Annotated in this window: 28 protein-coding genes; 15 read left to right on the top strand and 13 right to left on the bottom strand. The window is 45.0% G+C overall.

Going from position 1 to position 26,635, the window contains the following annotated elements; genetic code table 11:
- Positions 1 to 116 precede the first annotated feature (116 nt).
- Positions 117 to 1,199 (bottom strand): hypothetical protein, encoded by a 1,083-nt coding sequence (locus ACEW9J_RS09645; protein ID WP_373544910.1) that lies wholly within the window; start codon positions 1,197 to 1,199, stop codon positions 117 to 119.
- A 463-nt stretch (positions 1,200 to 1,662) separates the two neighbouring features.
- A complete protein-coding gene (locus ACEW9J_RS09650) occupies positions 1,663 to 2,832 on the bottom strand; it encodes a CIA30 family protein (RefSeq protein WP_373544911.1) in 1,170 nt (389 codons plus the stop codon).
- 199 nt (positions 2,833 to 3,031) lie between these two features.
- Between ACEW9J_RS09650 and gatB the strand changes: the two genes are divergently transcribed.
- On the top strand, positions 3,032 to 4,516 hold the full coding sequence (gene gatB, locus ACEW9J_RS09655; RefSeq protein ID WP_373544912.1) for an Asp-tRNA(Asn)/Glu-tRNA(Gln) amidotransferase subunit GatB: 1,485 nt from the start codon (positions 3,032 to 3,034) through the stop codon (positions 4,514 to 4,516).
- A 212-nt stretch (positions 4,517 to 4,728) separates the two neighbouring features.
- Here gatB and ACEW9J_RS09660 read toward each other — a convergent pair whose 3' ends face one another.
- Complete coding sequence (locus tag ACEW9J_RS09660) at positions 4,729 to 4,803, bottom strand: hypothetical protein (protein WP_373544935.1); 75 nt, start codon at positions 4,801 to 4,803, stop codon at positions 4,729 to 4,731.
- 8 nt (positions 4,804 to 4,811) lie between these two features.
- On the opposite strand from ACEW9J_RS09660, the gene ACEW9J_RS09665 reads away from it, so the two are divergent.
- The gene (locus ACEW9J_RS09665) at positions 4,812 to 5,624 is read left to right on the top strand and encodes a pantothenate kinase (RefSeq protein WP_373544913.1); all 813 of its coding nucleotides are present in this window, start codon (positions 4,812 to 4,814) and stop codon (positions 5,622 to 5,624) included.
- Here the strand turns inward: ACEW9J_RS09665 and ACEW9J_RS09670 are convergent.
- Positions 5,591 to 6,436: an alpha/beta fold hydrolase gene (locus ACEW9J_RS09670; protein ID WP_373544914.1), complete on the bottom strand. Its 846-nt coding sequence runs from the start codon at positions 6,434 to 6,436 to the stop codon at positions 5,591 to 5,593. The two genes, ACEW9J_RS09665 and ACEW9J_RS09670, sit on opposite strands and share 34 nt — an antisense overlap.
- Before the next feature lie 260 nt (positions 6,437 to 6,696).
- Here ACEW9J_RS09670 and ACEW9J_RS09675 point away from each other — a divergent pair, with 260 nt between their 5' ends.
- On the top strand, positions 6,697 to 6,870 hold the full coding sequence (locus ACEW9J_RS09675; protein ID WP_310425932.1) for a hypothetical protein: 174 nt from the start codon (positions 6,697 to 6,699) through the stop codon (positions 6,868 to 6,870).
- A 135-nt stretch (positions 6,871 to 7,005) separates the two neighbouring features.
- Here ACEW9J_RS09675 and argH read toward each other — a convergent pair whose 3' ends face one another.
- Positions 7,006 to 8,388: an argininosuccinate lyase gene (gene argH / locus ACEW9J_RS09680; RefSeq protein WP_373544915.1), complete on the bottom strand. Its 1,383-nt coding sequence runs from the start codon at positions 8,386 to 8,388 to the stop codon at positions 7,006 to 7,008.
- Positions 8,389 to 8,569: 181 nt separating this feature from the next.
- On the opposite strand from argH, the gene ACEW9J_RS09685 reads away from it, so the two are divergent.
- From ACEW9J_RS09685 to psb32, 9 genes are all read left to right on the top strand, one after another.
- Complete coding sequence (locus ACEW9J_RS09685; RefSeq protein ID WP_373544916.1) at positions 8,570 to 9,073, top strand: hypothetical protein; 504 nt, start codon at positions 8,570 to 8,572, stop codon at positions 9,071 to 9,073.
- Positions 9,074 to 9,254: 181 nt separating this feature from the next.
- Positions 9,255 to 10,400, top strand: a complete 1,146-nt coding sequence (locus tag ACEW9J_RS09690) for an N-acetyltransferase family protein (RefSeq protein ID WP_373544917.1) — start codon at positions 9,255 to 9,257, stop codon at positions 10,398 to 10,400.
- Positions 10,401 to 10,677: 277 nt separating this feature from the next.
- Positions 10,678 to 10,890 carry an NAD(P)H-quinone oxidoreductase subunit L gene (gene ndhL, locus ACEW9J_RS09695; protein WP_373544918.1) on the top strand — a complete coding sequence of 71 codons (213 nt, stop codon included), beginning with the start codon at positions 10,678 to 10,680 and terminating at the stop codon, positions 10,888 to 10,890.
- A gap of 9 nt (positions 10,891 to 10,899) precedes the next feature.
- Positions 10,900 to 11,217: a DUF3007 family protein gene (locus ACEW9J_RS09700; RefSeq protein WP_373544919.1), complete on the top strand. Its 318-nt coding sequence runs from the start codon at positions 10,900 to 10,902 to the stop codon at positions 11,215 to 11,217.
- 196 nt (positions 11,218 to 11,413) lie between these two features.
- Positions 11,414 to 12,208, top strand: a complete 795-nt coding sequence (gene trpA / locus ACEW9J_RS09705) for a tryptophan synthase subunit alpha (protein ID WP_373544936.1) — start codon at positions 11,414 to 11,416, stop codon at positions 12,206 to 12,208.
- A 114-nt stretch (positions 12,209 to 12,322) separates the two neighbouring features.
- A complete protein-coding gene (locus ACEW9J_RS09710) occupies positions 12,323 to 12,694 on the top strand; it encodes a hypothetical protein (protein WP_373544920.1) in 372 nt (123 codons plus the stop codon).
- A gap of 397 nt (positions 12,695 to 13,091) precedes the next feature.
- Positions 13,092 to 13,589 carry a ubiquinol-cytochrome c reductase iron-sulfur subunit gene (locus ACEW9J_RS09715; protein ID WP_373544921.1) on the top strand — a complete coding sequence of 166 codons (498 nt, stop codon included), beginning with the start codon at positions 13,092 to 13,094 and terminating at the stop codon, positions 13,587 to 13,589.
- A gap of 161 nt (positions 13,590 to 13,750) precedes the next feature.
- Positions 13,751 to 14,677, top strand: a complete 927-nt coding sequence (locus tag ACEW9J_RS09720) for a cation diffusion facilitator family transporter (RefSeq protein ID WP_373544922.1) — start codon at positions 13,751 to 13,753, stop codon at positions 14,675 to 14,677.
- A 105-nt stretch (positions 14,678 to 14,782) separates the two neighbouring features.
- Entirely contained in the window at positions 14,783 to 15,490 is a 708-nt protein-coding gene (psb32, locus tag ACEW9J_RS09725; protein ID WP_373544923.1) for a photosystem II repair protein Psb32, read from the top strand.
- A 73-nt stretch (positions 15,491 to 15,563) separates the two neighbouring features.
- On the opposite strand, the gene ACEW9J_RS09730 is transcribed toward psb32, so the two are convergent.
- Together ACEW9J_RS09730 and ACEW9J_RS09735 are read right to left on the bottom strand one after the other, a co-directional pair.
- Positions 15,564 to 15,947 (bottom strand): DUF4346 domain-containing protein, encoded by a 384-nt coding sequence (locus tag ACEW9J_RS09730; protein WP_373544924.1) that lies wholly within the window; start codon positions 15,945 to 15,947, stop codon positions 15,564 to 15,566.
- Positions 15,948 to 16,268: 321 nt separating this feature from the next.
- The gene (locus ACEW9J_RS09735) at positions 16,269 to 17,447 is read right to left on the bottom strand and encodes a GNAT family N-acetyltransferase (RefSeq protein WP_373544925.1); all 1,179 of its coding nucleotides are present in this window, start codon (positions 17,445 to 17,447) and stop codon (positions 16,269 to 16,271) included.
- 316 nt (positions 17,448 to 17,763) lie between these two features.
- Here ACEW9J_RS09735 and trxA point away from each other — a divergent pair, with 316 nt between their 5' ends.
- Positions 17,764 to 18,081 carry a thioredoxin gene (gene trxA, locus ACEW9J_RS09740; RefSeq protein ID WP_373544926.1) on the top strand — a complete coding sequence of 106 codons (318 nt, stop codon included), beginning with the start codon at positions 17,764 to 17,766 and terminating at the stop codon, positions 18,079 to 18,081.
- A 154-nt stretch (positions 18,082 to 18,235) separates the two neighbouring features.
- Here the strand turns inward: trxA and ACEW9J_RS09745 are convergent, their stop codons facing one another.
- Together ACEW9J_RS09745 and ACEW9J_RS09750 are read right to left on the bottom strand one after the other, a co-directional pair.
- On the bottom strand, positions 18,236 to 19,285 hold the full coding sequence (locus tag ACEW9J_RS09745) for a hypothetical protein (RefSeq protein ID WP_373544927.1): 1,050 nt from the start codon (positions 19,283 to 19,285) through the stop codon (positions 18,236 to 18,238).
- Positions 19,286 to 19,445: 160 nt separating this feature from the next.
- The gene (locus tag ACEW9J_RS09750) at positions 19,446 to 20,219 is read right to left on the bottom strand and encodes an RNA polymerase sigma factor SigF (RefSeq protein WP_373544928.1); all 774 of its coding nucleotides are present in this window, start codon (positions 20,217 to 20,219) and stop codon (positions 19,446 to 19,448) included.
- A 756-nt stretch (positions 20,220 to 20,975) separates the two neighbouring features.
- Between ACEW9J_RS09750 and ACEW9J_RS09755 the strand changes: the two genes are divergently transcribed.
- Positions 20,976 to 21,155, top strand: a complete 180-nt coding sequence (locus tag ACEW9J_RS09755; RefSeq protein ID WP_373544929.1) for a chlorophyll a/b-binding protein — start codon at positions 20,976 to 20,978, stop codon at positions 21,153 to 21,155.
- 323 nt (positions 21,156 to 21,478) lie between these two features.
- Here ACEW9J_RS09755 and ACEW9J_RS09760 read toward each other — a convergent pair whose 3' ends face one another.
- Positions 21,479 to 22,390: a Ycf66 family protein gene (locus ACEW9J_RS09760; RefSeq protein ID WP_373544930.1), complete on the bottom strand. Its 912-nt coding sequence runs from the start codon at positions 22,388 to 22,390 to the stop codon at positions 21,479 to 21,481.
- A 279-nt stretch (positions 22,391 to 22,669) separates the two neighbouring features.
- Complete coding sequence (gene psbX, locus ACEW9J_RS09765; protein ID WP_373544931.1) at positions 22,670 to 22,789, bottom strand: photosystem II reaction center protein PsbX; 120 nt, start codon at positions 22,787 to 22,789, stop codon at positions 22,670 to 22,672.
- A gap of 305 nt (positions 22,790 to 23,094) precedes the next feature.
- Between psbX and ACEW9J_RS09770 the strand changes: the two genes are divergently transcribed.
- A complete protein-coding gene (locus tag ACEW9J_RS09770; protein ID WP_373544932.1) occupies positions 23,095 to 23,748 on the top strand; it encodes a DUF4157 domain-containing protein in 654 nt (217 codons plus the stop codon).
- 71 nt (positions 23,749 to 23,819) lie between these two features.
- Here the strand turns inward: ACEW9J_RS09770 and ACEW9J_RS09775 are convergent, their stop codons facing one another.
- On the bottom strand, positions 23,820 to 24,338 hold the full coding sequence (locus tag ACEW9J_RS09775; RefSeq protein WP_373544933.1) for an EVE domain-containing protein: 519 nt from the start codon (positions 24,336 to 24,338) through the stop codon (positions 23,820 to 23,822).
- Positions 24,339 to 24,406: 68 nt separating this feature from the next.
- Positions 24,407 to 25,867 carry a sugar transferase gene (locus ACEW9J_RS09780; protein WP_373544934.1) on the bottom strand — a complete coding sequence of 487 codons (1,461 nt, stop codon included), beginning with the start codon at positions 25,865 to 25,867 and terminating at the stop codon, positions 24,407 to 24,409.
- Positions 25,868 to 26,635: the final 768 nt, after the last annotated feature.

The raw sequence follows: 26,635 nt of genomic DNA on the forward strand, positions 1-26,635 counted from the left end.
GCACCGCCTAAATCTGAATGTGGGCAGTATCCACCCTAAGTTTTATCTAATTTAACTGTCAACTGTCAACTGCTTGCACTGAGCGAAGCCGAAGTGTCAACTATCAACTAATTTACCTACTTTACGTTTAATCTTAGAGAATAACGGGTAGGAGAATTACCGATTGCTGTGGCGACCTGCATGGTATTAATATAGTTATTCAACTGAATTGTTTTAGTTGGGGCGAGAGTACGGATACTAGCTTGGAACTCTGGATCGGATTTTTGTAAAGCCGCTTGACGTTGAATAGAGTTCATTCGATCCCACTGTACATTAGGATCGGCTTTAAGTTTTGCCACTCGATCGCGTCTAAGTTTGCTCATCTCTCTAATTTCGGGAATGTAAGCTTCGAGATTTTGCCCCCAGTGAACACGCATTTGTTCGCGGAAATCATTGCCACGCCGCAACCAGTCATTGCCCTTGAATGTTAGCCAAGTTGCAGGTAATCTAGACAGGGACTGTTTAGTATCGGCAGGAATTTTGGCGTATTCCGCAGTAAGTTTAGTCGCGATCGCATCTTTCAGCTTACTGTCAGAAGTGGCGATCGATTTGCCCATAATTTCATTTACCATAAAACAAAGCACCTCTGCACTCATGTCAGTAGTCATGCGGGTTAATGGAGGCTTCCCTGGTGCTAACCAATTTTTGGATGAGGCATCATAGAACGACACCAACCACAGCGCATCAGTATCTCCATCGAGTACCTGCTGACGGAGATTTGCCACTAACTTAGTTTGTAATTGAGTGCGTTCGGCTGGGGTACCACGCACGATTTGCGGTTCGAGCGCAATGGTTTGGGCGACAGTACTCCTCAGTCCCAAATTAGTCATCCATTCTTTACTCAACCGCTGAGAGATTTTTTGCTGTTGATTGGGGGTAAATTTGACTGCTAATACTTGTCCGTAGAGATCGGTGAAGTTTTTGAGGGTCGCTGGTGTCAGCGGGGTGACAACGACTAATGGCAGCTTATTTGTTGTTGCTGGCTGTGGATTCGGGGTGGGGGTGTTGGCGGGAGTGGCTGTAGTGGGTGGAGTGGTTTGATTGGTGGGTGTAGATTTCGGGGGTGGTGTCACCGTAATCGCAGGTGTTACTATGCCGATCGTGAGGCTAGTCGCACACAATATGGCAATAACTCCAGGATTAATGCTGTTTAGTTTCATGGTATCGGCTGTCTTGCGCTATATATCGATCGACTATTGCTAGTTCACCGACTGATTATACTCTGTGACGATTGGCTTATCTCCAGTGAATCCGGTGGCAATTGAATTTATCAATTTTTTCTACCGCATTCATGGCGAATGAAAATCAGTCCTAAGTCATAGTCTCGGACGCAGATTGGCTAAAATTGTTTCAATCCACCCATGTATATGGCAATCCTAAATGAAAAGCTAGCTTGATGTAGGGTGTGTTAGGCTTCAGCCGTAACGCACCAGGCTCGATACCCAAAGATCTGATTTAGGATCGCTATAGAACCCATTTGAGATCGTTTCAGGAGGAATCGCTCTAACAGATATTGGTGGGGGATGGCGGGATGGCGGGTTTGTTCCGATTTTGTAGTGTTAGTTGGCAATTTTTAGCATAAACCCGCCCCTACAGGTTATCAATTATCAATTATCAATTAATTTAACCTCCCAAAACTTGACCGACTGCTTCGGGTTGGGAGATCGAATTAACAGCAATCATCGCTAACATCTGAGGATCGAGACTTGCCGATTGGACGATCGCATATGGTAGGCTAGTAGCCTGAAGTTTGGCAGTCAAATCGGCAAAGATCGGCATCGAATCAATGACGACTAATTGGGGAACAATCTCACCGCCATAAGCAGCAATTGATTCGATCTCTAACGAAAATAAACCTGGGATAAAGCGCGGATTTAATGCTCGATCGTATTCAAATTTACTAAGCATTAATTGAAACGAACAAATTTGAGTAGTATCAAGCGGAGCATCACTAACTGTCTTTGCCCGAAAGATCGGCACCAAATCTTTAAATGGAACTTGAATAGTCATCCATTCATTAGCGATCGTATCGAATGAATGAGCATAACCAACTCCATCCCATTTCTCCTCAGTTCTCACAAATAGTTTATATCTTTGTCCGTCTCCTTTGACTTTTAATTCGATCCCTTGATAATGGCTTAAATTGAGAATTGGGTCAAAATTGCGCGTCCGAACCGATGCAAACCCGCCGGAATTCTCGATCGAAACATTACCACTAAAAACAGCAGATCCAGCTCTCAAGCGAATCCCACTTTCGCTTACTCCACCCATCACCACATCATCCACAGCTCCCCATGTCGCTTGCAGATCCACATTCGGGTGAGTAAAATCAAAAATTTCTAATTGATTGTGTGTGGGTAAATAAGTAATTGCAGCTACCGTTAAATTGTCTAAAGCTGCGGCGGTGAGAGCATCACCATCGGGACAAACGATAATCGATCGCACCCCTTGCATCACTCGATCGGTAAGACTATTATTATCAGGTGCCGTACCGCTACTGTCGAGTTCCACCTGCACAAATTCGACATTTGCAGGTACACTAAACGGTGTCAAACTCAGATCCGCGATCGCCGCTCTGACTCGATAACCACTTTTCACTAATTGCGCGATCGTCAATTGACCGATTTCACTCATCCCACCGATTACCAAAATCACACCCACAGCTCTTCCTCCATCAGTGGTAGATTGACGACTCGATCCGCCTGTCAGCCAGCGTTGTACATCGCTGAACACCGGAATTGCTTCAAAATAGCTAACGGTATTTAAAAACCTGCCTGCATCCCATTTAGCCATAAGAATTACTGGTTATTTAGTAGTTAGGATTGGGTGTATAGCTCTGAAAAATTTTTCTAGTAGCTAGCAGCAACTAATCTATTTATTATAAGTGGACTCAACTTGTCCAGCAACTAATGCCGCTCCCAGGTCGAGGCTACGCCAACAGCGCGATATAATAAAAATAGATCTAGTTCTACACCAAATTTTTTAGAGCCGCATGACCGTAGCTACCCCGACTAAAATCCAGTATGAAGCCGTAATTGGGTTAGAAACTCACTGTCAACTCAGTACTGCTACCAAGATTTTTTGTAACTGTTCGACTGAGTTTGGTTCCGTCCCCAATCACAATATTTGCCCCGTCTGTACGGCAATGCCTGGAGTGTTGCCAGTACTCAATGAGAAAGTGTTGGAGTATGCTGTCAAAGCGGGTTTGGCTCTAAATTGTGAGATTGCTGCCTATAGTAAATTCGATCGCAAGCAATATTTTTATCCTGACTTACCCAAAAACTACCAAATCACCCAATACGATCTCCCCATCGCCGAGCATGGCTGGGTAGAGATCGAAATCCTCGATGATGCTGGCAATCCTACCCGCAAGAAAATTGGCATCACGCGGATGCACATGGAAGAAGATGCGGGTAAGCTCGTACATGGTGGCAGCGATCGATTGGCTGGTTCGAGTTATTCGCTAGTAGATTACAATCGGACTGGCGTACCTCTATGTGAAATCGTCTCCGAACCCGATCTTCGCAGCGGAGTAGAAGCGGCTGAATATGCCCAAGAAATTCGGCGGATCGTCCGCTATCTGGGCGTAGGAGATGGGAATATGCAGGAAGGGTCACTTCGATGTGATGTGAATATTTCGGTGCGTCCTGTGGGTCGAAAGGAATTTGGCGTTAAAGTAGAGATCAAGAATATGAACTCGTTTAGTGCGATTCAACGCGCGATCGACTACGAGATCGATCGACAAATTACCGCGATTGGCAATAACGAGCCAATTTTCCAAGAAACACGGCTATGGGAAGAAGGTACCCAACGCACGATTAGTATGCGGAGCAAAGAAGGTGCCAGCGACTATCGCTATTTCCCCGAACCCGATTTAACCCCGATGATTTTGGCAGATAGTCAAAAGGCAGCTTGGAAGGCAGAATTACCCGAATTACCCGTCCAAAAACGCCATCGCTATCAAACAGAATTGGGTTTATCACCCTATGATACGCGAGTCTTGACAGACGATCGCTCTGTAGCTGAATATCTCGAAGCCGCAATTACTGCTGGTGCTGATATCAAACAAGCAGCTAACTGGGTAATGGGCGATATTACTGCCTATCTCAAAAATCAAAAGGTAGGTATTAAAGACATCGCGCTGACACCGACTATTTTGGCAGAATTGATTGGACTCATTGACAAAGGGACAATTAATGGCAAAATTGCTAAAGAAATTTTACCCGAACTATTCGAGCATGGTGGTTCAGTCCAAAAATTAGTCGAGAGCAAAGGGTTAACTTCGATTTCCGATCCTGCGGAACTGGCGAAAATCGTCGATGAACTTCTGGCAGCCAATCCAAAGGAATTAGAACAATATAAAGCTGGAAAAACTAAACTTTTGGGTTTCTTTGTCGGGCAACTGATGAAACAAACTGGCGGGCGCGCCGAGCCTAAGTTAGCCAATCAAATCTTGGCTAAAAAGCTCAACAGTTAAAAAATCCCTTCCTCGGAGGGGTGCCCGAAGGGTGGGGTGGGTAGATCTCTGCGACTCACTATCTGCCTCCCAAATGCTTCCACCCCAGAATGTTAGCTGGGGTAAGGTAGTTTAAATTCTATCAGCGATGCACGATCGGAGTCAGACGGTTCAATCAAATATCTCACCCACCCCACCCTTCGGGCACCCCTCCCAAGAGGGGATTTTACATGCTAGGCTTTGTTGTCAAACTTTAGTTTCTTTCTCATGCGTAATAATGCTATTGTACCACCAACTAGAGTACCCACGATTGTAAATGGTTCTGGAACTGATGTGCTACCAGACAGAAAATATCCAGATTGGACTGTCGATCGGTAATTCGCGCTATCATTGGGCTTGGTTTTTAAATACCAAACTCGAATCTAGTTGGGATACAGAATATATCCATCCCGATCGATTATTAAACACATTACCCATCGATCTCCAAAGAATTATTGAAAATGGTCGGATCGAAGTTACTAAAATATCTATTTACTTAATTTCTGTCGTTCCCAGTCAAACAGTAATTTGGCAACAATTACCTCAAGTTCGGCAGCTTACACTCGCAGATATTCCCTTACACAATCTCTATCCGACACTAGGAATCGATCGAGCTTTGGCTATGTTTGGTGCGGGAGAAATTTATGGTTATCCAGTGTTAGTAATCGATGGTGGTACAGCATTAACTATTACAGGTGTAGATCGCGGTCGTTGTCTGATTGGTGGCGCGATTGTACCAGGATTGAGATTGCAAATATCCTCTCTAGCTACAGGGACTGCTGCTTTACCCGCAATAGTATTACCGCGACAATTACCACCTCGCTGGAGCGATAATACACCAGGAGCGATCTCCAGTGGCATCTTACGGACAGTGACTTCCGGTATTCGGGATTTTATTCAAGATTGGCAACAGTTATATCCAGAAAGTCAGATCGTATTGACTGGTGGTGATGGGGAGATTCTCAATAACTATCTAGAGATATCGATCGATCGAATGAGGTTCGATCGACATCTCCTATTTTATGGATTGGCTGTGATTTTAACTTCAATAAACTTTTACCACAATTCTACTTCTTTTCGATCGATCTGAGCTTGAATGCGATCGATAAAATTTTCAATCTCTCTAGTAATTTGGGTCGTTAATGCTGGCGGTGCAAAGTCAGCTTCTTTAATTAATTTAAACTCAGCCCGATGGAAAGCTTGTGCACAGGCTTGACTTTGTTCGATGACAGATCGATCGTCAGCATCGCTTTGTAGAATCAGTAGTGGCGGCTTAAATAGAGCTATGCGCTCGGCAACTAATTCTCGACGAATTTCCCGATTCGATCGTTCAAATAATAATTTACGAGTAGTTGGAAACTTATTAAAAAAATTCCAATAAGCTTGACTCTTTGCTAGTGGGCTAGCACCGTCAATAACAGACATCAGTGCCTTTATTCCATTAAGCCAAAGTCTAAATAACCAAGGGCGAGCGAGTAAGAATTTAGTCAAAATACTATATTGTTGCCAACTTGCCAGTGAAAATCCTTCTGGCGAAATTGCGACTACACCTTGAACTAAATCGGGATACTTTAATGTATAAGCGAGGGCAATCCACGCACCCAAGGAATGTCCGAGCAGATAAACTGGACGCAAATTGATGGCAGTCAAAAATTCATGGAGGCAATCGACCTGCATCTCGATCGAAGTTGGTGTCTCGATCGCCGTAGAATTACCATAGCCTAACAAATCGATCGCCAAGCAATGAAATTTTTTGCTCGATATCTCGATCGCCTCATGCCATTGGGTGCTATCGTGCCAACTGCCGTGCAAAAAGATGACGGCAGGTAGACGAGCATCTCCCGCTTCACGCCAGGATATTTGTCCGGCTGAGAGTTTGATTCGAGAACGGCGATCGACCATAGAGGTGGTAAATTTAGGAACGCGCCAGACAAGGAGTGTGATGAGGTATCCAACTCTACATCAGTTAGATCGATAGTACTCTCAAAGCTGACACTCTAACCACTAGTATTTTTACCTCGCGATCGCGTATCATGGGATCTGCTGAAGCTACGCCCGAACCGATCTTTTATTAAGACTACGGATTTTTAGCACAGCCTTAACAGATCCAGTCCGGTTGGATTGGTGAATGTTTCTTATCGTTTATTTTTACAGAGGCAACTATGGCAAAACGCCGCAACCTGAAGAAGGAAAAGGCGGAGCGTAATCAAGCATACGCTCGTAAGTTTAGAAAACGCCCCACTGGCGGTCGGATGTTCAAATCGAGATTCCGTCCTCAATCTAGTGGCACTTCCGCTGAGGAAGATAACGAAGATACCTCAGCAGCAGCAACTTAAATTAGGGGCTAGGCTTTAGGCTTTAGGCTTTAGCGGATGCGCGCTCCTCGGGTTCCCCGAGGGTTTAGTGCACCAAGCAGGCTTTAGGGGAATGAATTTCCCTCAGAGCTATCGCCTTTGCCCCTATGAGATTATTTACGTAAGTTGAGTTTTGGCTCTTTCGATCGCTTGACGAACTCGATCGAAGCCAGTCCCACCATAACTATTTCGCGCTGCTACTACCTGTCTGGGGTCGATAGCTGCATAGATATCAGCTTCAAATGCTGGATGTAGCTCTTGCCATTCGACTAGACTAAGATCCTTGAGCAGTTTGTTTTGGCTCAAGCAAGTTTTGACCACTTTTCCGACCAAATTATAAGCTTCGCGGAAGGGGACACCTTTAGTCGCTAGATAATCAGCAACATCGGTAGCATTGGCAAAATCCGCTGCGACTGCTGCGGCTAAACGAGCGGGGCGAAATTCGATCCCCTCCTGCATTAAAATAGTCATTGCTTCGAGGCAAGCTTGGACAGTCTTGACAGCATCAAATAGAGCCTCTTTATCCTCTTGGAGATCCTTATTGTAGGCAAGCGGTAAACCCTTCATCATCACCAACATCGCTTGAAGATGTCCGAACACGCGTCCAGTTTTGCCCCGCACCAATTCGGGCACGTCGGGATTCTTCTTTTGAGGCATGATACTCGAACCCGTGGCACAACGATCGGTCAAGCTGACAAAGCGAAACTCTTCCGATGCCCAAAGGATCACTTCTTCTGCCAAACGGCTCAGATGTACCATAATCAAACTGGCTGCACTGAGGAACTCGATCGCAAAATCTCGATCGCTCACACCGTCCAAACTATTGCCATAAATCGCATCAAAGCCAAGTAACTCCGCCGTATACGCGCGATCGATCGGAAAAGTCGTACCCGCTAGCGCACCACATCCGAGGGGCGAAATATTCGTCCGTTTATAGACATCTCCCAGCCGCTCCCAGTCGCGTTGTGCCATCTCAAAATAAGCCAGCAGGTGATGAGCCAAACTCAGCGGTTGAGCGCGTTGGAGGTGCGTATAGCCAGGAATCAGCGTATCGACATGTGCCTGTGCGAGCGTGAGCAATACCTGCTGAAAGTCGCGTAATTGGGTTTGAATCTGGTGGATGCGATCGCGCAAGTATAGTCTAGTATCGGTACCCACTTGATCGTTGCGAGATCGACCTGTATGCAGCTTTTTGCCTGCATCCCCAATAATCGCTGTCAATCGGTGTTCTACAGCAAAGTGAATATCCTCGGCATCAATGCCCGGTTGAAAATTTCCCGATCGATATTCAGTGCGGATCTGCTCCAATCCCGCGACTAATTGTTCGCCCTCAGTCGGACTAATAATCCCCGTTTGCGCCAGCATTTTAGCGTGAGCGCAGGAACCATTGAGATCGTATTCGATCAGTTCGAGATCGAAGCTGATACTAGCATTAAATTTGGCAATCGCTGGATGTAAAGTACCTTCAAAGCGATCGCTCCAAGTCTGTGGTCGATCCATGATGAAAACAGGGGCAAAAGCTCCTGAGTTAGAGGTTATAAGTTAGTACACTTTCTCAGTCAGATGGCTGGAACGTTGACTAGTTACTACTCACTATCCACTATCTGCGACTCAATAGTCACTACTTCCACGCTATCATATAAATGTAGTGAGAACTATCACACCTTAATTAAATACCCACATGTCTATCAAACAAACGACGATCCAAGCTAGTACCTTACTAACAGTAGTGTGTCTGAGTGCCGCTCTGACTATTACCAGTTGTGGCAACAAAGATAAAAGCGCAACAACTACTACAGATTCTGCCACACCAGCAGCCACTGCTCCTACAACAGGTGCTTCCACCGCTCCCGCAGCAACCGCTCCCGCAGCAACCGCAGCTCCACTCTCAGCAACTGAAAAAGCTCAACTAACTCCAGTCAAAACCGCACTGGTAATGGCAAATAGTGCAGTCAAAAGTGGTGATATTACTAAAGCTAAAGCTCAACTTACCAAATTTAGCAGTCTATATCCAGCCGTAGAACCTGTTCTCAAAGCCAAAGCAGGTGCTAACTATGCTGCGATCTCTAGTAGTATTGCTGAAGTAAAAACGGCAATGGGTGCGGCAACACCTGATAAAGCCAAAGCTGGAGAAGGTTTGACAGCAGCAATTAAAGGCATGACCGCTGTAATCGACAAAAAATAATTACGGTATTTTGCTAACCGTTCGGACTCAGTATTCCCAATTTTGCTTTTCTCACACTCCCTGCAAAGGGGAACAACTGAAAAATTTGCATCTCACATCAAAATTTCATCTAACTGCATTCAGACCTCAATCTAGCTGGAGATGTTATATTAGTATCAACCTCTAGGTTGACAAGGGACAGATGATGCCTGCGAATAACGGATCTAAACATCAGACGATCGTTCGTCCGCTCCAATACCGAGATATTGATGCGATCGCTAGCTTATGTCAACAAGCAAGCATTCCCGATCCAGCAGTCAGAGCACAGATCGATCGACTATTTCAGCAAATGAATCGGTGGTATGCACCGTTCAAATTTCTCAATATTATTCCTACTCCCAATCTCACAGATCGAGCATTGCTAGTCGCCGAATCCGATAAACAGGTACGTGGTGTAATTAGTGTTTCGCCCTTCAATCGGACTCGTAGCACCTGGTATGTAGAATGGGTATCGATCGATCGTCAAGCGACCACCGCCGACCAAGTTACGGGCAAAAATGATATTGGCTCTCAATTGCTGCGTCACTGCTTCGAGCATATTGTCGAAGCGAGTACTTGGGTGCTAGAAGTAGATATCAGTGATAACTCCACTCTCGCCCTTTATCGGCAAAATGGCTTTCAGCCCCTAGCTCATATGACATACTGGGAGATCGCCCCTGAATTGCTCCAAGAGTTGGCGCAACGCGAACCAGATTTGCCCAATCTCCTCCCCGTCAGAAATACCGATGCCCAACTGATCTACCAATTAGATACAGTCTCCATGCCGCCGCTATTGCGTCAAGTCTTCGATCGTCAAATCCACGACTTTAAAACCAAGCCAATCCAAGCGGTGGTAGGCAAAGTCAAGCAATTGTTCCAGCAAAAGCAATCTGTCAGCAATTATGTATTTGAAACGCAACGGAAAGCGGCGATCGGTTACTATCATCTATCACTAGATCGCGATCGTCAAACTCATCAAGCAGAATTAACCGTTCATCCAGCCTATACTTGGCTGTATCCAGAGCTAATGGCTCAACTGGCTAGATCTTGTCAATATCTGCCATCTCAGCCGCTCCAGCTAGTATCTGCCGACTACCAACCCGAACGCGAAGAATACTTCCAACAAATCGGCGCAGTCCGCGTCAAAAATAGCCTTCTAATGTCTCGTTCAGTCTGGCACAAGCTGCGCGAAGCCAAGCATCTGTCGTTGGAGAACCTCCAAATTGCCGAGATGCTCCAAAGCCTCCAACCCTCTCGTCAACCTCTCCCCAACCGGATCGATAAGAATGAACCGGAAGATTTAAGTTAACTCATGTCTTGCACCAGCATCGGAATATTAGTAACACTGTAGACCTGAGGGTACCCATAAAGGGCACCCCTACAGATAATTTGTGTGGAGATCGCCTACTTAACTATTAGCTAAACTAGGTTGGAGATTGTCGGTACTCAAAACGATTAAATAATTACGCTGAGAGATGTTTGGAGATTTTGCAAGCAGATAGCGCAATAGGTCTCAGATATTATTGCGCCCCAGACCATCGAAGCTGATAGAATAGGAAATGACTAAGTAGACAAATATCGAACATATGATCGTCGCATTAGTATATTTGATTTTGAGTGGGACATATCTGCTAGTAATCCCAGGCGCACTATACTTCTACCTCAAACAGCGATGGTATGTAGCTAGTTCGATCGAGCGAGTATTTATGTACTTCCTAGTGTTTTTCTTTTTCCCTGGATTACTATTACTATCACCATTTCTAAATTTTCGTCCCCAACGCCGCGAAGTCGAGGTTTAGATTTAGCTCATGCGGAGAATTGATGTCATTGCGATCGGTATTGTTGTCTTTGCGATCGGTGGTGCTGGCTATCTAGGGCTAACGTTTGTTGGAGTAGACAATATTAATGCGGGAATCTGGAGCCAACTATTATTAGTAGGTATAATTTTGGCATGGTCATTTAGCTATGTATTTCGAGTAGCTACGAAAAAAATGACATACACTCAACAGCTCAAAGACTATGAAGAAGCTGTATTACAAAAACGCCTAGATGAACTAACTCCTGAAGAACTCGCCAAAATTCAAGCCGAAATCGAACAAGAGCGCATCGAAAGCAGTAATTCGTAATTAGCTATAGCGGCAATAATTAGCACGTTCATTAGTTACGATCGATTCTCTCACCCCCAATATTCGGCTGAGTACTAGTGCTTAGTTATACCCAGGGTACCCACAAGGGGCACCCCTACAGGTTAATTGTGTAGGGGTGCTCATGTCTAACTGTCTAACCGAACATTGTCACCCCTGTCCCCTATCCCCTAAATTAATGGTTTCCGTTTCTAGTTGCTTTAAGTCTTTACGCGATCGTGGACAGTGTGCTCTAATTCCGTTTATCACCGCTGGCGATCCCGATTTGGCAACTACGGCTGAAGCTCTAAAAACCTTAGATGCAGCAGGTGCAGACTTAATCGAACTAGGTGTTCCCTATTCCGATCCCTTAGCGGACGGTCCTGTGATTCAGGCTGCGGCTACTCGTGCGTTGGCGCGAGGAGTCAAGCTAAATGATGTAATCCAGATGGTGGCGCAGGTGAGTCCACACCTGAAAGCACCGATTATTTTATTTACTTATTACAACCCCATTCTCAATCTCGGAATTCGCAACTTCCTCACCCAAATTGCTGCTGCTGGAGTCAAGGGGTTGGTAGTACCAGATTTACCGCTAGAGGAAGCCGAGGAGCTATTGGTACCTGCGGCGGAAATCGGCATCGAGGTCATCCTCCTGGTTGCACCAACTAGCTCTCAGGAGCGGATTGTGGCGATCGCCGCTAAGTCTCAAGGCTTTATCTACTTAGTTAGTGTGACTGGTGTAACTGGCGTGAGATCGGGATTGGATCGTCGGGTGGGGGACATTTTGGCAAATCTGCGGAGCGTCACCGATAAACCGATCGCGATCGGCTTTGGGATCGCAGCACCAGAACACGCTCAACAGGTGCGAGAATGGGGCGCAGACGGGGCAATTGTCGGGAGCGCGATGGTTAAGAGGTTGGCGGAAGGAACGCCCGCTGAGGGGCTAGAATCGATCGAGCAATTTTGCCGGAGCTTGAAAGCGGCGATTTGCTAGCGGTGGCGGCGATGAAACCGATCGAGTTGTATTTATATTACGGATTACTGGGAGTCAAGAGGATCGCTTTAGTAAAGTTCGGTAAAATTAAGTTTTAGCTGATGTAGGTAAGCAATGGCGATCGAACTAGCTAGTATTATTGAATTTTCGCACACTCACTGTATTGGAATTTGTGCTGTTTTAGTCCCGACTAATCTATGTTTGGCTGGTGCGACAACGGCATTAGTCGCATTGGATCGATCGACCCGGACGATTTATACTAATGTAGCTGTATCGCTCTTACCAGCGATTGTATTATTACTGCATGTTGCTACATGGTGGGCGGTCGGCGTGATTATGTTACCGACGTTTATTTTACCCATACTCGCGCTCATTTGTTTGGCTAATCAGGCTTATGCAGTCATCGCTCCTCAGCAGATGCGAAATATAGTTATCAAAGTATCCAAATTTTCAGTTGCTAAATATCAACAATTAGTCGAAAATTAATTGATAATTGATAGTTGGCACTGAGCGTAGTCGTTGGCGATAGCCCGCCATAATACAGTATTGACAACGAGGTTTTAGGGTGAGGGTTTGCTGGATAGAATAAGGTTCCGCCCAGAAAAACCCTGGATTTTGAAAACCGTAATCAGCCGAACTATAAAGGCGATCGTTAGAGAGAAATAACACTGCTATCCAAATTTTAGCAGCGAATATTTAGTTGAGAATAAGTGGCAGCAATTGGCTTTAGACAGCGATCGATCTAGATTTATAACAGATATTTATTGGATAGTCGATCGATCCGATGGCGGTCGAATTCAGTAATAGTAAAAAGTTGCTAAAATAAGAACGACGAACGATCTGCTGCGTTCATCTAATTCGATCGTGTCCCATCCTCAAAATCATGATTAAGCGTCGTTCTTTTCTGACCTATTTTAGTATCGGTTGGCTTGCATCTTGCTTCCCCGTAGTGCTGGCGGCTTGTGCTCCCACAAAATCTAGCAATACGAATACGACTACCGCTCCCTCGATCTCTGGGAATAAAGATACCGCTAATCCAGCCATAAACGATCGAAATACTGTCAAAGCCGATACCAAAACGGCTGAAGGTTTCACCGTTATCGGTTCCGTTGCTGACTTAGATAAAGCTGGATATCTCCAAACCACAACAGTCGCAGTTGCCAGAGATCCGGCTAATTCCAAACAATTACTTGCTGTCAATCCCAAATGTACCCATCAAGGTTGTGATGTCAAATGGGTAGTTGGGGAAAAAAGATATGAATGTCCCTGCCATGATTCGGATTTTGCCGCAGATGGAAAAGTACTCAAAGGGCCTGCATCCACATCTTTAGCTACCTATCCAGCTAAAATTGTTGGGACTCAAGTGCTAGTAAAAATCTAGAGATCGGTATAGAAGAGAAAATCAGCGGGCGATCGGTCAAAATGAAAACTAATATTCCCATACTTTGGCATTCTTCAGACGCTGTTGAGGACTCAGAAGTCTTGCGCCGCTGGTACTTGGATTCACCAGTAGATAATTTACATCCATAGGGCTAGATCGCGATGAATTTCTCAACGGCACGCTCATATACCTATCTGTCGATCGCGGCAGCACTGATGACGATCGCGCTCAATACTGGAGCCTATTTCCTGACTGGTTCGGTGGGGTTACTATCTGATGCGTTGGAATCGGGCATCAACCTTGTGGCTGCACTAGCAGCATTTTGGGCACTATCTTTCGCTCATGCCCCCGCCGATGAAGATCATCCCTTCGGGCATAATAAAGCGGAATATTTCTCCAGTGGGTTAGAAAGTATTTTGATTATCATTACAGCAATCGGGATTGCAGTGGTGGCTTGGCCGAGATTGTTTTCGCCCCACCCGATCGAACAAATCGGCTGGGGACTATTTTTATCACTGATTGCTACGGCTATCAATGGCGGGGTAGCTTGGATACTATTACGGGCGGGGCGGAGACTACGATCGATTACCTTGCGAACAGATGGCCATCATTTACTCACAGATGTCTGGACTTCGGTAGGAATCACTGTCGGGATTTTTGGTGTCAAACTTACAGGCTGGCTGATTCTCGATCCTTTAATTGCCCTAATTGTAGCTGTGAGTATCCTCTTCTCAGGGGTGCGGCTGTTGCGAGAAACAGGTGCTGGGCTGCTCGATACTGCACTACCGAACGAAGAACGCGATCGAATTACCAGTATCTTTGGTATTTATGAACCTCAAGGTATCCATTTCCACGCGCTGAGAACGCGAGTCTCAGGTTCGCGCAGATTTGCAACTTTTCATGTGTTGGTACCAGGCGGTTTGACAGTACAGCAGGGGCACGATTTGTGTGAAGAAGTGGAAGAAGCGATCGTTCATGCTCTACCAGGTACTAATGTGGTTTCGCATATGGAACCACTCGAAGATCCTAAATCCTGGGCGGACTTGGAACTCGATCGAACATTCGATCCCCCAACTTCCTTTAAGTAATACTCGGAACTAGATACTACTCTAAAATTATTGTAAATCTCTAGTGAGTGCTACGCCAATGAGATGATTCTGCTAAAGTTAAAACAGATATTCGCCCTCAGTACCATGCCATCTATTCGTTCTTATCTCAATCGACTACTATTATCGCTGGCGATCGTGACTATCTCGATTGGAATATTCGCGCTCCCCGTTGGAGCTACGGCTGTTTATGAAATTCCGGTAGTCTCCGCAGGTGTCCCAACTTGGGCGATCGATAAAGCTGATGTTTTGAGTTTAGCTACCAAAGGTACGCTTAGAACTACATTAGCACAACTTGCCAAACAGACTAATAAAGAAGTCCGGTTTGTTACCATCCATCGTCTCGACTATGGTGATACGATTCAAACTTTTACTGACAAACTGTTTAAAAAATGGTTTGCAACTGACGCAGAACAAGCCAATCAGACGCTAATTATCCTAGATAATGTCACTAATACGATCGGTATTCAAACCGGAACTGAGGTCAAATCGACGCTTACAGATGCGATCGCCACCAGTATCATCACTGAGACGATGCAAGCACCCTTACGCAGTGGTAATAAATACAATCAGGCTTTTATCGATGGTGCTGACAGGCTAGTGGCTGTACTATCAGGAAAAGCAGATCCTGGCCCACCAGTAATCGTATCTACACCAGAAGTTGGGAGAACTTATTTAAAAGCAGAAGAAACTGAAGCCAATCGGACAAACTTTCTAGTTGTCGTGATTGGACTATTAATTATTGCGACTGTGATTCCGATGGCAACTTGGTGGTGGTATCAAAATCAAAGTTAGTCATCGATTATTGGCGATCGGTAATTGGCATCACACTATTTTTCCCACTTCCACTCACCATTTGGTACAACTTTTAATCTTGAATGTATTCTGTACCAGAGAGTAAAGCAATCTCAGCACGGACAAATTCTCGCCCCAGATAAGCGGCATGATCCAACATTCCGACAGGACAAGGTTGGGTTTGTTCGAGCAATTTAACACACAATTCCTTAGCTGTTCGTCCGGTAAATAGTACAGTGTTAGTCCGAGTCACTCGACCTTTTGCCGGAATAACTTTACCAGTTTCAGGATCGACTGCCAAGCCGCGATCGTCGATGACATTAGTATAGTGTTTGGCACAGATCGCTCCAAGCTCTCGATCGACATAAATAATGAAGTATCCATCAGGATCGAGATCGATATGCCGATTGGACAATTCGCGATCGATCGCTGTTAAATTATCGATTACCAAGCTCATAAATCTGACATTAAATAACTATATTAAATCTAGGTTAACCGATTTATTGATGATTTGTGGTGGTTTTGAGCGGATTATCGAGTTTTTTTGCTAAAAGTGTTAGATTTTCACACTCCAGATTGATGCTATATGCTAGTCTACTATCGGTCGATCGATTGCAATTGAGGAAACTTCAAGATTGCCACGATCGACGATCGAGCCTGGGTATTCCACACATCGATCGGGACGATCGGATCTGATTAGAGGGTAAAAACTACCTAAGTGCTAATTTTTAACAATCTCCAGGGGTTCGCTCTGGCAATCCCCTCAAGATTCCCACTGTTAGAGATTGACAGCCGCAGCAATCTTCATCGGTAAATCTTGGTTGATCAGGACGATCTCTTGCTGTTGCAACTCATTTACTTCGGCGAGATGATCGCGCAAAATCTTGCCAAATCGGGGATGATAAAACCGATGGAGACTATAGTTAGCCGTCGCCGGAAAACCGCGCCGCTTTTTGTGCCTACCACCCGCACCAGGATCGAAGATTTTGATCCCATTTTGAATCGCCCACTCGATCGGGGTATAGTAGCAAGCATCAAAATGGAGACAATCTACATCCTCACTACTACCCCAATAACGACCGTATAATCGATCGCCTTTAGTGATACAAAAAGACATCCCCACGGGGATCGATGGATCTTGCCCAGTCGCAGTCACAAACACTACTCGATGACGATAATTTTCATGGAGCTGCTCGAAAAATTCTGGTGTCAGATACTTGCTCCCCCACCACCCAAACTTATCGCAGGTATCAGCATAAAAAGCATACATCTGGGAAAATAACTGGGGGGCGATTTGCGATCCAGTCACAGTAGTTAGATTTAACCCAGCATCTCGAACAGATTTGCGCTCCCGCTTGATATTCCGCCGTTGGTTGGCATTAAATTCGCCCAAATAGCCATCAAAATTCTGGTACTCTCGATCTTGCCAGACATAGTTATGATTGATCCAAGTACTATAACCATATTCATTCATCTGCGATCGCCATTCAGGATCGACATATAGGAAGTGACAGCCAGACAACCGATGAGTCGTACAAAAATCATCGATCGATCGCACCATTAATTCAGTAATCGCCGCCTCATTTTCGCCAGGAGCAATCAAAAATCGATAGCCCTCAGATGGTGTCACTGGAGTCATCCCCACCAACTTGGGATAATATCTAATTCCCATCCGCTGCGCTAACTCCGCCCACTGATTATCGAATACAAATTCTCCATAACTATGCCCCTTAACATACAAAGGTGCCGCGCCAACTAATGTTTGTCCCTTCCACACCGTTAGATGTGTGGGCAACCATCCAGTTTCGGCAGTAACACTGCCAGAAGTTTCGAGAATATTCAACCACTCCCATTCTAGAAATGGAGTTTTTAAGGGTATAGCCAGAGCATCCCAATCGCCTTGTGCGATGTCTGCTAAGTGATTGAACCAGCGGATCTGATACGAAGATAGAGACATGATTAATTTGCTGCTTGGCACCTATTTATTCTACCGAAACCGCATACCTCTAGACAGCCAGCGGCGATCGATTCGACAAGCCATCCGCGATTACCTACTTCGTTCGCGTTGGCGTAGCCTGCCGTAGGCACAGCTTCGGCTCTGCCGAAGCGCGGCTACTTGTACTGAGCGAAGTCGTTGGCATACTGTCGCCAAAGGCGACAGTATGCCAACGAATGCTGCCGCTTTACCCCAGTAATCCACCATCAGGAGCTAGCCGAATCGACCTAAACATGTTTAAGATCGAGATATCCAGACTTAATTTCAGGAGCAGATTATGGCAGTCAAGCAACAGTTCACTAGCTTTGAAGAGGCGATCGCCAATAGTGATGTGCCGATTTTAGTTGATTTCTACGCGACATGGTGCGGCCCCTGTCAGATGATGGCGAAAATCCTAGAGCAAGTCAATATCGAGCTGAATGGGCAAGTGCGAATCATGAAGATCGATACCGACAAGTATCCCCAGATCGCTTCCAATCATCAGGTGCAGGCATTACCAACCCTAGTTCTATTTAAAGGTGGGCAATCAGTCGATCGCTTGGAAGGAGTACTACCCGCCGAGCAACTGATCGATCGAATCGGTAAATTTTTATAAATACTCCCTTTCTAGTTAAAATCCTCACTGGGCACTGGACTAGTCCCCGCCCAGTAACCTAACAACCCAGTTATCAATTATCAATTATCAACTAAAACAACGTCAGTTTCTCCTGAGGAAGCGACTAACGTTATTTTAGGTATTCCAAAAAATATTAAGGTTTAGACGTAGATTCTGGAGTAATGGTGGCTGGTTGAGGTGCAGATGGAACTATCTCTACTACTGGATTAGGCGTAGAGGGAACGGTTGCTGCTGGCTGAGATGCAGACTGGGGAGCGATCGCTACTTGTCTATCCCCAATTTTGCGGGGGACTTCAACTCCGACTTCTTCCAAAACTACAGTCGGCGAGAAACTCAGTTGACCTTCTACTCGTTTTATTAGTACCTTCCCATTAGCAACCCGTTCACCTACTTCAATGTAGCGACTAAAGGATTCACCTGGTAATTTGATAATAACTTGAGTCTTACCTGCTGCCTCAATCACCCCAGATATTTGGATCGCCAAAGCATGTTCTGGCTTGGCTGGGGGAAGTGCTTGGATTTTGGGTAAATCTCTGTTTATCCTATTACTCGCAATCTTTCCTCCGGCTGCAACTTTGGGTAGTTTAGTTGGTTGGGTGGCAATTTTGACGATCGATGGAAGCTGTTTAGTTATATTTGTCCCTTTGGGTAAAACACTACTGCTAACTTTGATAATTGGTAATTTCTTGTTGACGCCAGATTTAATTGCCGATGAATTACTAGCAATTGTCTTAGTTTGGTTGACAGTTTTGACCGCAATTCTAGGATTGGTAGCGATCTCTGATGCTACTTTTTGCGGCTTACCTGTGCCATTGAGCGGATCTTTTTCGGCAACTTCTATCGGTTGTAATGCTAGAGCGGCAAAGGGATCGGAGCGACCTTTGGATACAGTTTTTGCCCAGTTGTCGCCATTCGTAGGTGCGATTAAGCCTGCGGCTACATCCACCGACACAGATTTTTTGCCAGAGATTGTGGGTGTAACAGTAGCCGCTGTAGTAGTAGTCGTGGTTGCTGTCGTCACAGTAGTAGCAACAGGAGTAGTGGCTGGTACGGCAGCAACAGGGCTAGAACTGACCGCAGCACTTGGACTGGGGGCAGGGGTAGGAGGCTTGTTGTCGCCACAGCTAGTCATGACGATCGCCAAACTACCGATCGCACCTAGATAAAACCAAGATTTATTCATTAATTTCTATACCTCGCTTCCCTGAATATCGATATCCATATCATGTTGATAACAGTGGGGATAATTAGACGTTTACACTCTCGTCATTGCATCAGATTGGCAAATGACGCTAATGGCTTGTCTATTTTTAGACTACCCAAATCTTTATCAACAATATCGATTAGGCATCATTATTCACCAACATCAATTTGAGGACGTTCAATCCCTTCTTGACATGGCGGGATACGGTGATCACACTGATGTCCATCCGCTCGGCTACTTGTTTTTGAGTCAGATCGTGGAGAAAGACGAATTCGAGGATTTGGCGGGTGTGTTGTTCGAGGGCGATCAGACTTTGTTGGACGCGTATCCGATCTTCCTGAGATAGTTGAAAACTCTGGTAGTGTCCATCGGGTAATAAATCTGCTAAATTGTTAGCTTCATCATCATTGCCGACAGGACAGTCCAAACTCACTGGCTGACGGTTTTGGTATGCCATTTTGATTTCTTGCCACTCTAAGAGCGGAATACCCAATGCTAGGGCGATTTCTGCTTCTGTTGGCTGGCGTTGATGTTTTGCTTGGAAACTTTTGGCGATCGTTCCAGCTTGTTGGATCAGTGCAAACCAGCGGCGGGGCATTTTTAAGACCGAACTTTTGTCGCGTAGATAGTGTTGAATTTCTCCGCGAATATATGGCATGGCAAAGGTACTAAACGCGTATCCTTTAGCAACTTCAAATTTGTCGATCGCCACGATCAATCCGATACTCCCAACCTGAAGCAGATCGTCATAAGTTTCCTTACACTGACTAGTCCAGTAATGTGCTTCCTTCCGCACGAGTCCCAAGTTTAGTTCCACAATCTGGTTCCGCAGTCTCGCTTTGCCAGTTTGTTGATATTCGCGCAGTAGTTGTAAACTGTGGTGCTTCAGATCGCATTCTAAAACGGTAGTCATGACACTTTTCTAATTAAGAGTTGAGATTAGATCGCTGTAAATGAAAGATAATAGTTTAAAGTGGGTAAAATAAACTAATCAAGACTAAGTCGGAATATTTTTAGACCGATAAATTTGGCTATAGCATGACGGCGCATGGAAGATCGCTGTGTGTTCGATGTCGCCGAGTGACACAGCCAAGTTATGATAATTGATTTGCTGGTAAAGATTAAGCGATCCTCACAAGGAGATGCTCGCGGGAACGAGTTAATTTTTTGACGATCTGGTGAGGCTGTCTGAGTAGATGATGCTCAAGCTCGATCTTAGCTAGTTGAAACCAACGATAGATTTTTTTACTCAATATTTTGCACTATCGATCTTTACTGAAGTCCGCTCGATGGGTAGATTTTTTGCTTAACCTGACTTGCTAAGTTTAAGCTCAGACCTTACTAAATTCCATCAGTGGGATTACTAGTATCGGTATTGGTGCAAAATTAGATTTTTTAACCTATGTAATATTACTGACTTTTCTTGCTCCCCTATGTTTGGTATGAACTTATCTACATTGTCAACGATAGTTTCATAAATGGTTGCGATCGCACTACGGGTTTATGATGGATCTCGATCGCAATCGCCACCAATATCGCTATTCGATCGATTATTAGCGATCTCCAGCAACAGATCTACTTGAAAGCGATCCCACTAACATTCCCTGTTCTGCCGCCGAGGAATCAGAATCGATTAGAATAACACATAAATATCAGGTAAATATCGATCGTGACTACAAAACCACAGACAGACTCGCAGCGCACTACTGCCTCAGTAGAACCTAGTTTTGGCTGGAATGCTTATGCAGAGCTAGTTAATGGTCGATTTGCGATGATGGGGTTTGTGATTTTATTGCTGTTGGAATTGCTAACAGGTCAAGATCTATTTACATGGTTGGGACTTCGCTAGCATAGCAACGAAACCAAAAATCAAAACGCACGAGCGGCAAGGCTCAATGGAGCCGTAGAGATCGTGCGTCAACGGTAAAGATGGACTATCTCACATCTTGCACCAGTATGAAAATATTGGTAATAATCAGAGATCTAGGGTACCCATTCAGGGCACCCCTACAGGTTAATTGTCTAGGGGTGCCCTGAATGGGTACCCTGGATCTATACTAAGCACTAGTAGATTTAAACTGTCTTGTCTTGTCTGGCTAAACCGTCTCTGCGAGACGCTAAACCCTCGGAAAACCAGAGGGTTTAGCGTCGCTGGTGCAAGATATGATTTATTTAATATCGATCGGGGAAAACGATCGGTTCGGAGTCAGATGGTGGTAGTCCTGGTGGCGAATCGATCGGTTCGTAGTCGATATAGTTGGCGGTTGTCCCACCAATTCGCCCGGTTGCCGATCGATCGCGACTCGCTGGCTCCGCTGGATCGCGCTCTGGACGGCGACGGCGGCGAGGGTTGGCATCTGGATCGGTGTTAGCCGTCAGATCCCGTTCTCGTTGCGGCGGCTCGTCTAAATCGGGACGATCCGATCTTCGGCGCGGCGATTGACGTTGTGACTGGGTGCTAGCTAGATCGGCATCTGGCAAGGCGCGGCGCACCTGTACGGGTTCGTCAGAATTATTCCAGTCCTCTTCGTCCCAACTGTCATTTTGGCGACGATCGAGGTAGCTTACTTCGGTGCGATCTGGCTCGGTGAGACGGCGGCGTGGGGCTGTCTGGGCAAACTGATTTGGTGGCAACTCTCTAGTCGCACGACGACTAGGAAACTCTTCTCGGTCTTCGCGTTCGTTGTTACTACGATCGAATCTATCTTCGTTGCGACGATTGCTCCGTTTGGCTGGTGCATATTCTGGCTCACCATCAATCTGGGCAGTGTAACCCTTCCGTGGGGAGGCTTCACGACCAGCACTGCGACCACCGCCTTTGAGCTGTTTATTTTCGGCACGCACCTGCATAAATTGCCACATGATGGTAATGAGAGAGCCAATCATCAGCATTTGCTGGAAGGCCATTGCTGCGCCTAAATCGTAGCTAGCCACCAGCAAAATACCACAGACAATGCCAATGACAGCATAAATGTTGTCAGACTCTTGATACAGATCGGGCTTGAACTTGCTGGTCAGAAACAGGCTCACAGACGCAATAATCAAAACTAGACCAAATAGTGCAGCCGCAGAAATGCCAATCACGGTGATTTCCTCAATGTGTAAAACATAACGGTGTAAACCGTTGGGACATTAGATACTCGATTATGGTAAAAAGCTATTCGATTCTTCTTATATTTTAGCATTCACCATTACTTGTGCAGATCGACCATATCCAAAACTTCTATTGTGGCGAAAACTTCACCACTTCTATCTTGGCTCGATCGCTACCATTCGTCCATCCGTAAATAGACTAATTTTGTCATGACAAAACCTCAGATCGGTCATAAGACCCAACTGAGGTTGGCTAATCTGGATTGGCTCCTAAGAACGTTGGATCTTATCTTTTTGGCTGATGAAAATCAGACCGATGGTAGCGGGAACGACGACTACCAATCCGCCAGCGAGCAGACTATATAGAAAATTGGCTAATGAAGGTGTCATAAAATATGTTGTCCTGCGATCGAATAAGAGATTCTATGTTCTAATTCTAGCTATTTAGTCGCACACTGAGAAGTGTTTGGCAAAATTCCGTTGTCGCTCTCGCTGGAGTAAGTGTCATCGACAACCGAGATTGTGACGATCGGTGGGAGAGACGAGGCTACGATTGCTATGATAGAGCAGAGGATCTAAAATCCTCACCAGCCAATCGGCAACTTTACCTCAATCTGTTTTGGGCGATGATCTCGAACCTGAGAAAGTTTTGTAAGTTTTGCTTAGTTATTTTGGTGGTGGCAGTCGCGACGGTGATGCTACTATCTTCATATTCCCACAAGGATCGCTTTTCATCCACATCGACAATGGCGGGAACGATCAAATTCCCCGAACTGCAAGAGATCGTCACTCCTACCCCCGAACTAGCCTGGGGTGAGACTGGGGCAACAGTGCTTCCTCTAGCTGCCCAAATCATGCTAATTAGGAATCCCATTGGGGTAGGGTTAGATGCAGCTCAAAAAGGCTATTTGCGACCATTCTTTGGGGATTTGGTCGATCGAGTAACGGTAGTATATCAGGCTAAATTACTCGATCGCTGGTCGCAAGGTGGCAAGGAAACGCACATTGGGGGCGTAGATTCGTCTGCCCAAACTTATTGCGATCGCATTTATATTCGTGCATCATACCAGCCACATGATACCGATCGACTCATCTTACTCGCTCACGAACTCACTCACGCCCAGCAATGCGATCGAGCTGGCGGCATCAGTCAGTTTGGCGAACGCTATTTTAAAGGTTACTATGATGGCGGACAGACTTATCACAACAATCCCCTCGAAAAATCGGCGCGGGCGATCGAAGAGAAATTTACTCGTCAATTATGCGACACAATCGGTTGTCCACCTCAAAGTGGCAAATATTATGTCAACTATCGAGGTTGGGGAATCAAGTTACCTGTCAATTTGTAAGGAGTTGGGGTTATTTGGCTCGTCAATTACGAGCCAAATAACCGTCGGGGAACAAAGGCGTGCGCGAATCGCTACCCTCTACCCTCTACCCCCTCAATACTAGTAACTTTGTTTTGATGCAAGATGTGAGTATCGATATTTTGAGCTAACTCTAAGATCTGTGCAGCGGCTCGATCGAGGATCGGCATTACTGAGAGTCGATTACCTTGCTTGACAACCACTAACTGTGCGGGTGTAAATCGATCGCGTAGAGTTGATAGAGTGATACAACTATCGAAAGTGCGGACATGTTCTACTCTGACGGTATGCCAACGTGGAGCGATCGCTGTAGCTTTGGGATCGTAATACTCGCCATTAGGATCGAACTGACTGGGATCGACAACTTGAGCTGCAACGATCTGCATCAAACCGACAATCCCAGGTGGATTGGTATTGGAATGATAAAAAAAAGCCAGATTTCCAACCTGCATCGATCTAAGAAAATTCCGCGCTTGATAATTTCTCACACCATCCCAAATGGTCGTGCGATCGCGTTCTAGATCTGCAATACCGTATACATCAGGTTCGGACTTCATCAGCCAATAATTCAAGTAGTTTAGCCAGTCAACTGAGATTTGTGTTTATCTATTGTATACGAGATAGATCCTTCATGTTTAATCTAATAAGATCCCTCTCTAAATAAGACTACTTTAATTGTTTCGAGTAATATTTTTAGATCCAGAGCGAGCGACCACTGGAAGACATAGATTGTATCCCAATAAAAGATTTCAGCCGAATCAATGCTAGCGCGTCCTTTAACTTGCCACAATCCGGTTACACCTGGTAAAACTTGATAGCGCAGAAATCGATCGCGGGAAAATTCTTCGATATTTTCAATAGACAGCTCATAGTCTCTAAGTGACAGCGGGCGCGGGCCGACTAGACTCATTTGTCCTTTTAAAACATTAATTAACTGTGGTAATTCATCAAGACTATATTTACGGAGAAATTTACCGACTTTGGTAATTCGGGGATCGTCTTTGATTTTAAATAGTACCCCCCCTTTAACTTCATTCTGGGCTTCTAGCTGTTGTTGTAATTCACTGGCATTTTCGATCATCGTCCGAAATTTCCACATGTAGAAATTTTGACCTTTCAGTCCTACCCGCTGTTGTTTGTAAAAAATTGGCCCTGAAGATGTTTTAGCGATTGCGATCGCAATTATTAAAAGGAGCGGTGATACTAAGATTGAAATTATTAATGCAGCAATGATATCGAGCAAACGCTTGAGTAAGAAACTTACACTAAAAATCGCTAATGATTTGAAGCGAACTGTGGGAATTTCTTCGATCATCTTGATTTCAGCAGATCTTTGTGGCAATTGTAATTCGGTCGGAATGATTCTTAGATGAATTCCGGCAGCTTTCAAGTTCCAAAATAACACGATCTGATTGTCGATCGAATGCTCAGAGCAAATAAACACTTCACTGACTCTACGCAATCGAATCCGCTCGATAATCTGCTCTAATTGACTTTGCATATCCCAAATCGCTAAGTCGATCGTGCTATCAACTTTAAATTGTTGAGATCGCTTGAGTAATTTTCTGACATGCTCGATATCTGCTTGATTTCCTAATAACACGATCGCTTGCTGAAAAATCGGATTGTGTTTACGGATATTAGTAATACATAACTCGAATAAAAATCTCGCACTACTAGTAAATATGAAATTTAATACCAAGGCGATCGAGAAAACTGAACGGGATACCCAAGTTAATCCAGGTTGATAAAAGAACGCAGCAACTAAGACAATAATTTGTGCCAATGCTAGCGATTTAAATAACTTGCCAAATCGATTCAGTTTATCATCTGTTCCATATAATCCTGAAGCAGCAAGAGTGCCGATACTAACTGCCAGAATTGGGATGATTGAATTAGAAGTATTTACCCCAACGATTGGCTTACCGATCTGCTCTGCAACTGCCCATGAAGCGCAAAGCATCAAGGTATCTAGGGATACTAAAGCGATTAATTGTAGACCAAAGATCGGCACCCGCGACCACAGAGGTTGAGTTGTTGCTCTAATATCTTTTGTCTGCCACAATCGATCGGTAAGATCGGGTTTGTTCAAATCGGTCATACGATCTCTCCTAAGCAAAATTATCTAGAATTTGGAAAGATTTTTGCAGAGATATTAACTCTTAACCATCGATGATGCTGATTTAAAATTTTTGCAGAAAATCTATAACTTATCATCGCCAACTAGAAGGGTTAGTGTCAACAATCATTTGGCTGATTCTCGATCTTGACAGTTGTAATTATGCCTTATTCCCGATTATTTATCGGATTGGCTCTCGGGGATTGCAAATGTGGATATGGATTCTATTACCGATTGAAAATTATCGATACTCATCGCAGTTTAATTATTAAAAACTAAACTTATCTTTTTGTTAGTCGTAGCATATGGTGTAACGATCTCGATCGATAATCTCATTGCTCAGGTTTGTTATCGTTTACTTCAGTTTTACAACCACAATAATTACCTAAGATAACATCTCCCGATCGGAGTAAGTTCAGCTATTTGGCGGGTATTAATTAAATCTGTGCGAGGCTAAAAGCACTGCGTGGCTATATTTCACCACTGAGCCGGTCTTGGTGCGTGTCTAGCCGCGATTTGGATCGGCTGGATACTGCGGCAATCGAGGGGGTAACGCTGGGGCCACGGTTTTGTAGTATGCCAATAGTCAGTGGTAGAGGAGAGCGATCGCCCTGAAGGGGTGACAAGCATCCCTTAAATCATTATGTGATAGGGATTATAGAGGCTGAGGTTGCGAAGGTAAAAGTCAATTTTATGGCAATTAAGTCGGACATATCGATAAATTAAGCCCGGAATAAAATCCCAATCGAA

It is taken from the genome of Chamaesiphon sp. (assembly GCF_041737865.1).
In the GTDB taxonomy this organism is placed as follows: domain Bacteria; phylum Cyanobacteriota; class Cyanobacteriia; order Cyanobacteriales; family Chamaesiphonaceae; genus Chamaesiphon.

What these genes read in the sequence shown, in the direction of transcription:
- ACEW9J_RS09745 (WP_373544927.1), bottom strand. Translation starts at nt 19,285, where the DNA reads ATGAATAAATCTTGGTTTTATCTAGGTGCGATCGGTAGTTTGGCGATC.
- gatB (WP_373544912.1), top strand. Translation starts at nt 3,032, where the DNA reads ATGACCGTAGCTACCCCGACTAAAATCCAGTATGAAGCCGTAATTGGG.
- trxA (WP_373544926.1), top strand. Translation starts at nt 17,764, where the DNA reads ATGGCAGTCAAGCAACAGTTCACTAGCTTTGAAGAGGCGATCGCCAAT.
- psbX (WP_373544931.1), bottom strand. Translation starts at nt 22,789, where the DNA reads ATGACACCTTCATTAGCCAATTTTCTATATAGTCTGCTCGCTGGCGGA.
- ACEW9J_RS09770 (WP_373544932.1), top strand. Translation starts at nt 23,095, where the DNA reads ATGCTACTATCTTCATATTCCCACAAGGATCGCTTTTCATCCACATCG.
- ACEW9J_RS09675 (WP_310425932.1), top strand. Translation starts at nt 6,697, where the DNA reads ATGGCAAAACGCCGCAACCTGAAGAAGGAAAAGGCGGAGCGTAATCAA.
- argH (WP_373544915.1), bottom strand. Translation starts at nt 8,388, where the DNA reads ATGGATCGACCACAGACTTGGAGCGATCGCTTTGAAGGTACTTTACAT.
- ACEW9J_RS09720 (WP_373544922.1), top strand. Translation starts at nt 13,751, where the DNA reads ATGAATTTCTCAACGGCACGCTCATATACCTATCTGTCGATCGCGGCA.
- ACEW9J_RS09710 (WP_373544920.1), top strand. Translation starts at nt 12,323, where the DNA reads ATGGCGATCGAACTAGCTAGTATTATTGAATTTTCGCACACTCACTGT.
- ACEW9J_RS09650 (WP_373544911.1), bottom strand. Translation starts at nt 2,832, where the DNA reads ATGGCTAAATGGGATGCAGGCAGGTTTTTAAATACCGTTAGCTATTTT.
- ACEW9J_RS09735 (WP_373544925.1), bottom strand. Translation starts at nt 17,447, where the DNA reads ATGTCTCTATCTTCGTATCAGATCCGCTGGTTCAATCACTTAGCAGAC.
- ACEW9J_RS09715 (WP_373544921.1), top strand. Translation starts at nt 13,092, where the DNA reads ATGATTAAGCGTCGTTCTTTTCTGACCTATTTTAGTATCGGTTGGCTT.
- ACEW9J_RS09645 (WP_373544910.1), bottom strand. Translation starts at nt 1,199, where the DNA reads ATGAAACTAAACAGCATTAATCCTGGAGTTATTGCCATATTGTGTGCG.
- ACEW9J_RS09730 (WP_373544924.1), bottom strand. Translation starts at nt 15,947, where the DNA reads ATGAGCTTGGTAATCGATAATTTAACAGCGATCGATCGCGAATTGTCC.
- ACEW9J_RS09750 (WP_373544928.1), bottom strand. Translation starts at nt 20,219, where the DNA reads ATGACTACCGTTTTAGAATGCGATCTGAAGCACCACAGTTTACAACTA.
- ACEW9J_RS09700 (WP_373544919.1), top strand. Translation starts at nt 10,900, where the DNA reads ATGCGGAGAATTGATGTCATTGCGATCGGTATTGTTGTCTTTGCGATC.
- psb32 (WP_373544923.1), top strand. Translation starts at nt 14,783, where the DNA reads ATGCCATCTATTCGTTCTTATCTCAATCGACTACTATTATCGCTGGCG.
- ndhL (WP_373544918.1), top strand. Translation starts at nt 10,678, where the DNA reads ATGATCGTCGCATTAGTATATTTGATTTTGAGTGGGACATATCTGCTA.
- trpA (WP_373544936.1), top strand. Translation starts at nt 11,414, where the DNA reads ATGGTTTCCGTTTCTAGTTGCTTTAAGTCTTTACGCGATCGTGGACAG.
- ACEW9J_RS09665 (WP_373544913.1), top strand. Translation starts at nt 4,812, where the DNA reads ATGGTTCTGGAACTGATGTGCTACCAGACAGAAAATATCCAGATTGGA.
- ACEW9J_RS09780 (WP_373544934.1), bottom strand. Translation starts at nt 25,867, where the DNA reads ATGACCGATTTGAACAAACCCGATCTTACCGATCGATTGTGGCAGACA.
- ACEW9J_RS09690 (WP_373544917.1), top strand. Translation starts at nt 9,255, where the DNA reads ATGATGCCTGCGAATAACGGATCTAAACATCAGACGATCGTTCGTCCG.
- ACEW9J_RS09670 (WP_373544914.1), bottom strand. Translation starts at nt 6,436, where the DNA reads ATGGTCGATCGCCGTTCTCGAATCAAACTCTCAGCCGGACAAATATCC.
- ACEW9J_RS09685 (WP_373544916.1), top strand. Translation starts at nt 8,570, where the DNA reads ATGTCTATCAAACAAACGACGATCCAAGCTAGTACCTTACTAACAGTA.